At 67.5% G+C, this 8,876-nt stretch carries 14 protein-coding genes; 1 reads left to right on the forward strand and 13 read right to left on the reverse strand.

What is annotated here, in order from left to right; all coding sequences use genetic code 11:
- Positions 1–197: 197 nt before the first annotated feature.
- The 3 genes from grxD to MC45_RS10600 are packed head-to-tail and all read right to left on the reverse strand — an operon-like array spanning position 198 to position 1,095.
- On the reverse strand, positions 198–524 hold the full coding sequence (grxD, locus tag MC45_RS10590) for a Grx4 family monothiol glutaredoxin (RefSeq protein WP_038662784.1): 327 nt from the start codon (positions 522–524) through the stop codon (positions 198–200).
- 11 nt (positions 525–535) lie between these two features.
- Positions 536–766 (reverse strand): BolA family protein, encoded by a 231-nt coding sequence (locus MC45_RS10595; RefSeq protein WP_038662786.1) that lies wholly within the window; start codon positions 764–766, stop codon positions 536–538.
- Positions 766–1,095 carry a DUF1476 domain-containing protein gene (locus tag MC45_RS10600; RefSeq protein WP_038662790.1) on the reverse strand — a complete coding sequence of 110 codons (330 nt, stop codon included), beginning with the start codon at positions 1,093–1,095 and terminating at the stop codon, positions 766–768. The genes MC45_RS10595 and MC45_RS10600 overlap by 1 nt, the downstream gene beginning before the upstream one ends.
- A 172-nt stretch (positions 1,096–1,267) precedes the next feature.
- Between MC45_RS10600 and MC45_RS19560 the strand changes: the two genes are divergently transcribed.
- Positions 1,268–1,405: a hypothetical protein gene (locus tag MC45_RS19560; protein WP_169742544.1), complete on the forward strand. Its 138-nt coding sequence runs from the start codon at positions 1,268–1,270 to the stop codon at positions 1,403–1,405.
- A gap of 3 nt (positions 1,406–1,408) precedes the next feature.
- Here MC45_RS19560 and MC45_RS10605 read toward each other — a convergent pair whose 3' ends face one another.
- The 10 genes from MC45_RS10605 to MC45_RS10650 all read right to left on the reverse strand — a co-directional run bounded on the left by MC45_RS10605 (position 1,409) and on the right by MC45_RS10650 (position 8,770).
- On the reverse strand, positions 1,409–2,407 hold the full coding sequence (locus MC45_RS10605; RefSeq protein ID WP_179944534.1) for an NADPH:quinone oxidoreductase family protein: 999 nt from the start codon (positions 2,405–2,407) through the stop codon (positions 1,409–1,411).
- Positions 2,370–2,999 carry a 3-isopropylmalate dehydratase small subunit gene (gene leuD / locus MC45_RS10610; RefSeq protein ID WP_038662792.1) on the reverse strand — a complete coding sequence of 210 codons (630 nt, stop codon included), beginning with the start codon at positions 2,997–2,999 and terminating at the stop codon, positions 2,370–2,372. Before leuD ends, MC45_RS10605 begins: the two co-directional genes overlap by 38 nt.
- Before the next feature lie 115 nt (positions 3,000–3,114).
- Entirely contained in the window at positions 3,115–4,554 is a 1,440-nt protein-coding gene (gene leuC, locus MC45_RS10615) for a 3-isopropylmalate dehydratase large subunit (RefSeq protein WP_038662796.1), read from the reverse strand.
- 67 nt (positions 4,555–4,621) lie between these two features.
- The gene (locus MC45_RS10620; RefSeq protein WP_038662799.1) at positions 4,622–5,308 is read right to left on the reverse strand and encodes a glutathione S-transferase family protein; all 687 of its coding nucleotides are present in this window, start codon (positions 5,306–5,308) and stop codon (positions 4,622–4,624) included.
- A 60-nt stretch (positions 5,309–5,368) separates the two neighbouring features.
- Positions 5,369–5,725 (reverse strand): nucleotidyltransferase domain-containing protein, encoded by a 357-nt coding sequence (locus MC45_RS10625; protein ID WP_052075622.1) that lies wholly within the window; start codon positions 5,723–5,725, stop codon positions 5,369–5,371.
- Positions 5,718–6,149 (reverse strand): nucleotidyltransferase substrate binding protein, encoded by a 432-nt coding sequence (locus tag MC45_RS10630; protein ID WP_038662802.1) that lies wholly within the window; start codon positions 6,147–6,149, stop codon positions 5,718–5,720. The genes MC45_RS10625 and MC45_RS10630 overlap by 8 nt, the downstream gene beginning before the upstream one ends.
- A complete protein-coding gene (locus MC45_RS10635) occupies positions 6,149–6,799 on the reverse strand; it encodes a CoA transferase subunit B (RefSeq protein ID WP_038662805.1) in 651 nt (216 codons plus the stop codon). The genes MC45_RS10630 and MC45_RS10635 overlap by 1 nt, the downstream gene beginning before the upstream one ends.
- Positions 6,799–7,122: a DUF5076 domain-containing protein gene (locus tag MC45_RS10640; protein ID WP_038662809.1), complete on the reverse strand. Its 324-nt coding sequence runs from the start codon at positions 7,120–7,122 to the stop codon at positions 6,799–6,801. The genes MC45_RS10635 and MC45_RS10640 overlap by 1 nt, the downstream gene beginning before the upstream one ends.
- Positions 7,119–8,063 (reverse strand): HAD family acid phosphatase, encoded by a 945-nt coding sequence (locus MC45_RS10645; RefSeq protein ID WP_245640704.1) that lies wholly within the window; start codon positions 8,061–8,063, stop codon positions 7,119–7,121. Before MC45_RS10645 ends, MC45_RS10640 begins: the two co-directional genes overlap by 4 nt.
- Complete coding sequence (locus MC45_RS10650) at positions 8,063–8,770, reverse strand: CoA transferase subunit A (RefSeq protein ID WP_038662816.1); 708 nt, start codon at positions 8,768–8,770, stop codon at positions 8,063–8,065. The genes MC45_RS10645 and MC45_RS10650 overlap by 1 nt, the downstream gene beginning before the upstream one ends.
- Positions 8,771–8,876 lie beyond the last annotated feature (106 nt).

The raw sequence follows: 8,876 nt of genomic DNA on the forward strand, positions 1-8,876 counted from the left end.
GATGCGGCGATGTCGGGATCGCTTACAGGTCGGTGCGGCACGAGACGGCCGTTAACCGTATAAGCGGCGGAAATCCGCCGCTCCGCACGATTGGCACGGCGTCTGCATATCGAGAGCCAGCCGAGCGTCACGACGCTTCAGCAGGGTGGGGTCATCGCTTTTCCGCGTCTCGCGACCCCACCCGCACCCGGCACCGGTCAGGCTGCGGCCGTATCGCCCTTCAACAGCGTCGCCAGTTCGCCGCTCTCATACATCTCCATCATGATGTCCGATCCGCCGACGAATTCGCCGCCGACGTAAAGCTGCGGGATCGTCGGCCAGTCCGAATAGGCCTTGATGCCCTGGCGGATGCCCTGGTCCTGCAGCACGTCGACGCTCTCATAGTCGACGTTGAGATGGTCGAGGATCGCGACCGCGCGGCTGGAGAAGCCGCATTGCGGGAACAGCGGACTGCCTTTCATGAACAATACCACGGCATTGTTCTTCACGACGGCGTCGATGCGGGCGTTGGTGTCGTCAGTCATGGTCATCATCCTCAGGCGGCGGCGGTCTTGAGCTGCAGGGCGTGGAGTTCGCCGCCCATGCGCTGGCCGAGCGCCGCATATACGGCTTGGTGTTGCTTGCGGAGCGGCAGACCGGCGAAGCTCGCCGATACGACGCGGGCGGCATAATGATCGCCGTCGCCGGCGAGGTCGGTAATCTCGACCTCGGCGTCGGGGATGGCGGCGCGGATCAGCGCGGCGATGTCGTCGGCGGCCATCGGCATCAGCCCTGCTCCGCCTGGATCAGCTGCCGCCGCGCCTCGATCATCTTCTCGGCGAGCGCGCGGCGTACCGCGGCATCGTCGGTCTCGACACCGGCGGCGGTCAGGTCGCCCAACAGCTTGCGCACGACGTCCTCCTCGCCCGATTCCTCGAAGTCCGCCTGGACCACCGCCTTGGCATAGGAATCGGTCTCTTCGGGGGTCAGCCCCATCTGCGCCGCGGCCCATTGGCCGAGCAGGCGATTGCGGCGCGCGGTGATGCGAAACGCCATCTCCTCCTCACGCGCGAACGCCGCCTCATGGGCGCGCTCACGGTCGTCGAACATGGACATCGTCACTCACCCCGTTTTTTGCTCCTCCGCACATAGGGGCGCGTCTGCGCACGCGCAACGGATGCCCGGAACCGCAGTCCCCGTGCCGGACATAAGTCATTCGGAACAAAAGAGTTAACGATGCGATAACTATGTGAGGGCGAGCACCCCGCTCGACCGCAGGAGAAGGATCATGATCAAGAGGCCCGTCCCCGCCGGAGGCCATTCGCAGCCCACCCGCGCCGCGCCGCTCACCGGCATCGTCGTCGGATCGGCGATATCGCTGTTGCTCTGGGCGTTGATGCTCGCGATCTTCTTCGCGATCCGATGACCGTCAGCCGACCGCGACCACCAGCTTCCCGATCGCGCCGCGCGCCGCCATCTTCGCGATCGCGTCGCCGCCGCGCTCCAGCGGAAAGGTCTCGGTCACCTTCGGCGCGATCTTCCCGTCGCGCCACAATTCGAACAGCCGCGCGACATGCGCCGCATTGGCCTGTGGATCGCGTGCCGCGAAAGCGCCCCAGAACACGCCGCAGACATCGCAGCTCTTGAGCAGCGTCAGATTGAGCGGCAGCTTCGGGATGCCGGCCGGAAAGCCGACGACGAGATAGCGCCCTTCCCAGCCGATCGCGCGCAGCGCCGGCTCGGCATAATCGCCGCCGACCGGATCGTAGATCACATCGAACCCGCCGCGCCCGCCGGCCGCCTTGAACCGTTCGGCGAGCGCCTTCGACGCCTCCTTGTCGAACGGCGCGCGACCGTAGACGATCGTCTCGTCCGCGCCCGCGGCGGTCGCCGCCGCCGCTTTCTCATCCGACGACACCGCCGCGACGACGCGCGCGCCATAGGCCTTGCCGAGTTCGATCGCCGCCAGCCCGACGCCACCGGCCGCGCCGAGCACCAGCAGCGACTGGCCCGCCTGCAACCGCCCGCGGTCGAGCAAGGCATGGATCGTCGTCGCATAGGTGAGGATCAGCGCCGCGCCCTCGGCGAAGTCGCGCTCCACGGGCAGGCGATAGAGCCGCTGCGGCTCGGTGACGATGCTGGTGGCGAGGCCGCCATGGCCGATCACCCCCATCACGCGGTCGCCGACCTGCCAGTCGCTGACGCCCTCGCCGAGCGCGTCGATCACGCCGGCGATCTCGCCGCCCGGCGCGAACGGGCGCGGCGGCTTGAACTGATATTTGTCCTCAATGATCAGGACGTCGGGATAGTTGATCGCGCAGGCCTTGACCGCGATCCGCACCTGGCCCTTGGCCGGTGCCGGATCGGGCAGCTCGGTGAGTTCTAGAGTGTCAGGTCCGCCCGACGCCGTCGACAGCAATGCCCGCATAACCGCTCCTGCTCGCGATCCAGGGGCGATGTTGATCCACCGCGCCCTCGAATTTCGAAATCGCGGTATCCCTTGCCATCGTCAGGCCGATCTCGTCCAGCCCCTCCATCAGGCATTGCCGGCGGAACGGATCGAGGTCGAAGGCGAAGCGGTCCTGATAGGGCGTCGTCACTGTCATCGTCTCGAGATCGACGGTGACCGGCTGGTCCTTCGCCACCTCGACGAGACGATCCACCGCCTCCTGCGGCAGCACCACCGGCACGATGCCGTTCTTGAACGCATTGCCCGAGAAGATGTCGGAAAAGCTCGGTGCGATCACCGCGCGCACCCCCATGTCGGCGAGCGCCCAGGCGGCATGTTCGCGACTCGACCCGCAACCGAAATTGTCGCCGGCGATCAGGATCGGCGCACCGGCATAGCGCGGATCGTCGAAGACGTTGCCCGGCTGCGCGCGCACCGTCTCGAACGCGCCGCGCGCCAGCCCCGAGCGTGTGATGGTCTTGAGCCAATGCGCCGGGATGATGATGTCGGTGTCGATGTTCTTGGCACCCCAGGGATAAGCGGTGCCGGTAACGGTCGTGACGGGCTGCATGTCGGCGCCTTCTAGCGTTCGGTCTTGACCGGATGCGCAAGCACGCGCGCGCCCGCGACATAGGCGGCGACGCCGCTCATCATCGCGCCCGCCACCAGCAATACCAATACCTTCTTCATCGCGTCGCTCCCATCAGATCCCGTACGTCGGCGAGCCGCCCGGTCACCGCCGCCGCCGCCGCCATGGCTGGCGACAACAGGTGTGTGCGCGCGCCAGGTCCCTGTCGACCCACGAAATTCCGGTTCGACGTGGACGCGCACCGCTCCCCCGCAGGCACCTTGTCGGGGTTCATCGCGAGGCACATCGAACAGCCCGGCTCGCGCCATTCGAACCCGGCCTGCACGAACACCCGGTCGAGCCCCTCGGCCTCCGCCTGCCGCTTGACCAGCCCCGATCCCGGCACGACCATCGCGCGCACGCCGTCGGCGACGTGCCGCCCCTCGGCGACCGCGGCGGCGGCGCGCAGATCCTCGATCCGGCTGTTGGTGCAGCTGCCGATGAAGACGTGCTGGACGGGAACGTCCTGCATCGCCGTCCCCGGCGTCAGCCCCATATAATCGAGGCTGCGCTGCGCCGCCGCGCGCTTGGCGGGATCGGCGAAACTCTCGGGCTCCGGTACGACGCCGGTGATCGGCACGACGTCCTCGGGGCTCGTTCCCCAGGTCAGCGCCGGCGCGATATCGGTCGCGTCGAGCCGCACGCTCTTGTCGTAGGTCGCGGCGGGATCAGTGGCGAGGCTGCGCCACCAGGCGACGGCCTTGTCCCACGCCTCGCCCTGCGGCGCCATCGGTCGCCCCTTCAGATAGGCGAAGGTCACGTCGTCGGGCGCGACCAGCCCGGCGCGCGCACCGCCCTCGATCGACATGTTGGCGACGGTCATCCGCCCCTCGATCGACATGGCGCGGATCACCTCGCCGGTATATTCGATGACATGGCCGGTTCCGCCCGCCGCTCCGATCCGGCCCATGATCGCGAGGATCACGTCCTTGGGGCTGACGCCGAAGCCGAGCGTGCCGTCGACGCGCACCTCCATCGTCTTCGACTGGCTGAGCAGCAGCGTCTGCGTCGCGAGCACATGCTCCACCTCGCTGGTGCCGATGCCGAACGCCAATGCGCCCAAGGCGCCATGCGTCGAGGTATGGCTGTCGCCGCACACCAGGGTCGTGCCGGGCAGCGTGAAGCCCAGTTCCGGCCCGACGACATGGACGATGCCCTGCTCCGCCGCGGTCGCATCGATATAGTCGACACCGAATTCGGCGGTATTGCGGCGCAGTGCATCGAGCTGCTGCGCGCTTTCCGGATCGGCGATCGGCAGCATCCGCCCGGCGGCATCGACGCGCGGCGTCGTCGGCAGGTTGTGATCGGGCACCGCGAGCGTCAGCTCGGGCCGCCGCACGCGCCGGCCAGCGACACGAAGCCCCTCGAACGCCTGCGGGCTGGTCACCTCATGGACGAGGTGCCGGTCGATGTAGATGAGGCAGGTGCCGTCGTCGCGCCGTTCGACGACATGAGCAGCCCAGATCTTTTCGTACAGCGTTTGCGGTCGGGAAGCCATGATGCGCGCCCGTTAACGGAAATGATGCGCGAGCGAAAGCCTGTGCGACAGATTGTTGCCTGTGATATTAAAGCGCGCGATGATCTTCGAAGATCGTGCCGCACGCGCGCATCTCGTCTTCATGCGCCGGCTCGCGCCATGTTTCCGTCAGCGCCGCCGCTTCCCATGCCTTGATCGCGGGATGCGCGAAAAGGCTTTCGCACCAGCGACTTCCGGCATCGCCAACGTCGATCCCGAAGGTCCGCACGCGAAACGCGACCGGCGCGTAAAAGGCCTCGACCGCGGTGAAGCGATCCCCCGCCAGCCACGGACCGCCGAAGCGATCGAGCCCTTCCGCCCATAATTCCTTGACCCGCGCAACATCGCGATCGAGCGCCGGCGACGCCGGATGCGGAGCCGCGCGGACGCCGATGTTCATCATCCGCTCGTTGCGCAGCGCCGAAAAGCCGCCATGCATTTCGGTCACCGCACACATCGCCCAGGCGCGCGCCGCCGCGTCCCGCGGCCAGACGCCGTCGTGCCGTTCGGCGAGATACAATGTGATGCCGAGCGAGTCCCAGACCGTGCGATCGCCGTCGACCAGCACCGGCACCTGCCCACTCGGCGAAAAGGCGCGGAACGCCTCCCAGTTATTTGCCGCCGTAAAGGGTTCGATCCGATCCTCGAACGGAATGCCGAGCGCCGTCATCAACGCCCACGGCCGCAGCGACCAGCTCGAATAATTGCGATTGGCGGTGATCAGCACGTAACCCATGGCTGCAGGTCCCATCTCGACTATCTATTCATAGCGGGGAATCGTCCGACCGGCTGCTGCCTAGCCCCTGATTCCGGTCTGAACGACCTCGGTCCGAAGATCGGCACGTATGAAAAGCGTCTTGGCTACCCGGTCGATATGCCGTCGCAACGCTGCGGCCAGTTCGGGACCATAAAGGATCACATCCACCGATACGGCGAGGCTGCTTTCACCGAACAATGTCGCCAATCGTGCCAAAGTCCTGCCATCGATATCGCCCCATAATATGAGATCGATATCGGACGCCGGACGCGCAGTCCCGAGCGCCCGCGATCCGAACACGCCGACCCGATCGATCCGATCGGCGAAGGGCGCGAGCACGGACCGTACGATGGCCCGGTCCCGTTCCGACATCACGATGCCGTCCGCGTCAGCCAAGCTTTGCCCGTTCGAGCATCAGCATCAGGTGCAAATCTTCGAATCGCTCGAGGAAGCGCGCCCGGATATCAGCGACCACCCGCTCGAACGCCTGCCGGCGGTAGACGTGCGACATTTCGTTACGCGCATCCAGCGCGTCCATCCAGATCGGCCCTTCCTCGATATAGCCGAAGGCGAATGCCGTGCGGAGCACGTCGCCGGGTCCGCTGCGCTCCAGCGTGACCTTACGCCAGACCAGAAAGTCCTTCAGCGTCTTCCAGGCGAGTTCGAACGTATATTCGAACCGCTGGATAACCCCCTCCTGCACGATCGGGTGAACATCGCCGTCGAGCAGCTCCACGCCCTCCCGCAGCAACACCAAAGCCCCGTCGAAATTGGCGAACCGCTGCACCCAGCGGGGCGTATCGGGGGCGCCGAGATCCATTACCGGTCGAACCGCGCCGTCGTCTTCGCCGCCACCTCATCCGCGGTCACGCCCGGCGCCAGCTCGATCAGCCGGAACGGCGATTGGTGATCCGGCCGCCGGAACACCGCGAGGTCGGTGACGATCATGTCGACCACGTTCTTGCCGGTCAGCGGCAGCGTGCAGGCGGGGATGAACTTGGGGCTGCCGTCCTTGGCATTGTGATCCATCACGACGATGATCTGCTTGACCCCGGCGACGAGGTCCATCGCGCCACCCATCCCCTTGATCATCTTGCCGGGGATCATCCAGTTGGCGATGTCGCCGCCCTCGCTCACCTCCATCGCGCCGAGCACCGTCAGGTCGATATGCCCGCCGCGGATCATCGCGAAGCTCTGCTCGCTGCCGAAATAGGCGCTTTGCGGCAATTCGCTGATCGTCTGCTTGCCGGCGTTGATGAGGTCGGGGTCGACCTCGTCGTCATAGGGAAACGGGCCGATGCCGAGCATGCCGTTCTCCGACTGCAAGGTCACCGTGATCCCGGCGGGGATATTGTTGGCGACCAAAGTCGGGATGCCGATGCCGAGGTTGACGTAATAGCCGTCACGCAGCTCCTGCGCGGCGCGCGCCGCCATCTGGTTGCGGTCCCAGCCCTTCGCTTGCGTGGCCATCAGTTCAGTCCTCCGGGATGGTTGGCGATCGTCGCGACGGCGTCGGGATCGAGGTCGGGGCGCGCGCCGTCGAGGCCGCGCCAGATCAGCGCCGCGGCTTCCGCCTCGGCCATGCCGAGCGCCTGCGCATGCGCCTTGGCGGCGTGGCCGATCGTGTCGGCCATCAGCACGCCGAACATCTCGGCGTCGCCGAGCACGCCGGCATCGATCACCACGGTCGAGCCCGACCGGTCGGTGATCCAGATCCGCGCGACCTCGGCCGATCTGGCGCCGAGATTGGGGATGGCGGACAAGGGGATGGCGCGCGGCTTCGACGGTTTCACGGCGTATCGCTCCAGCGTTTGTCGAGGGGAAACACCTCGTCGAACCCGCCCTTGAGCCCGCTGCCGTAGACCGGGTTGGGCAGCACGAACCAGCCGTTGCCCCACAGATCGGCGATCGCGCCGCTGTCGGCGACACGGCGGCGCTCGGCGGCGGAGGGGATCGCGTTGAACAGGTCGCTGAAATCGCCGAGCTGGTCGCCCGCCATCGCGACGACGCAATAGCGCGCGGCGATCGCGCTGCGGCGCGCGTCCTTGCCGCTCGGCCCGTCGCGCAGGAACAGGTCGGTACCGGGCGTGAAGTCGCCCAGCCCCGCCGCCTTCAGCCCGGCGACCGTGCCGGCGGCGGTGGCGGCGCCGCGATTGCTGTTAATGATGACCATGATGTTGGCGGCGCGCAGCGCGGCGAACGCCTCGACCGCGCCCGGCACCGGCGCGACCGCCTTGGCGCCGGTCCGCTCCCAGCGCGCCCATTGCGCCGGATCGAACGGCGCGGCGGGATCGCGCGCCGCCAGCGCCTCGATACCGAGGTTGAGCACCACCGTTTCGTCCGCGTCGAACACCGCCGCGCGCGGCTTGCCCTCGCACGCATGCCATTGCGGCGCGGCGAGCGTCGCCCCCGGCCTGAGCACGACGCTGTCGCCCGCCGCGCGGCGATAGCTGGCATAGGAGACGAGCGCGCGGAACCCCTGCCGGCTCAGCGCCGCCGCCTCCGCCGAACCGTAGAGATACTGGAATTGCGGCGGTACCGCCCGCGTATCCGCAGCAGCGCCCGCGACCGCGCCGGTCGGCGGCGGGAGCGCGGTCAGCCCGGTGATCCGCACCAGCCTGCCGTCGGCGGTATAGGTCTGGCCCGGCGCCGGCAGCGTCGCGACAGGCGTGCGCTCGCCGCCGCAACCCGCCAGCAGCGCCGCCGCCGCCAGCGCGAACCCCGCCCGCCGCATCACGCCGCCTCGCGCGCCCGCACCGTGCGGAACTCGATCTTCTTGTCGTAGGGGCTGCCGACGATCAGCCGCTTCACATAGATGCCGGGCAGATGGATATGATCGGGATCGAGGCTGCCGACCGGCACCACCTCCTCGACCTCGGCGACGCACACCTTGCCCGCGGTCGCCATCGGCTGGTTGAAGTTGCGCGCGGTCTTGCGGAAGATGAGGTTGCCGCTCTCGTCCGCCTTCCAGCCCTTGATGATGCTCAGGTCGGCGCGGATGCCGCGTTCGAGGATATAGTCCTCGCCGTCGAAGCTCTTCACCTCCTTGCCCTCGGCCACCAACGTGCCGACGCCGGTCTTCGTATAGAAGCCGGGAATGCCCGCGCCGCCGGCGCGGCAGCGTTCGGCGAGCGTCCCCTGCGGGCAGAATTCCACCTCCAGCTCGCCGCTCAGATATTGCCGCTCGAACTCCTTGTTCTCGCCGACATAGCTGGAGATCATCTTCCTGACCTGCCGCGTGCGCAGCAGCTTGCCGAGCCCCTCGCCGTCGATCCCGGCATTGTTGCTGGCGATGGTGAGGCCCGTGACGCCCGATGCCTGGATCGCGTCGATCAGCCGTTCGGGGATGCCGCACAGGCCGAAGCCGCCCGCGCAGATCGTCATGCCGTCGTGCAGCAGGCCGTCGAGCGCCGCCGACGCATCGGGATAGAGCTTGTTCATCGCCCGTGACTCTCCTGTCTTTGCCGCGGCGATAGCGGGACGGGCGCCGCAGCGTCAATCGAGACCCCGTGTTCCTGCGCACGCAGGAACCCAGAGCCAAGAAGCG

This window comes from Sphingomonas taxi (assembly GCF_000764535.1).
Lineage (GTDB): Bacteria > Pseudomonadota > Alphaproteobacteria > Sphingomonadales > Sphingomonadaceae > Sphingomonas > Sphingomonas taxi.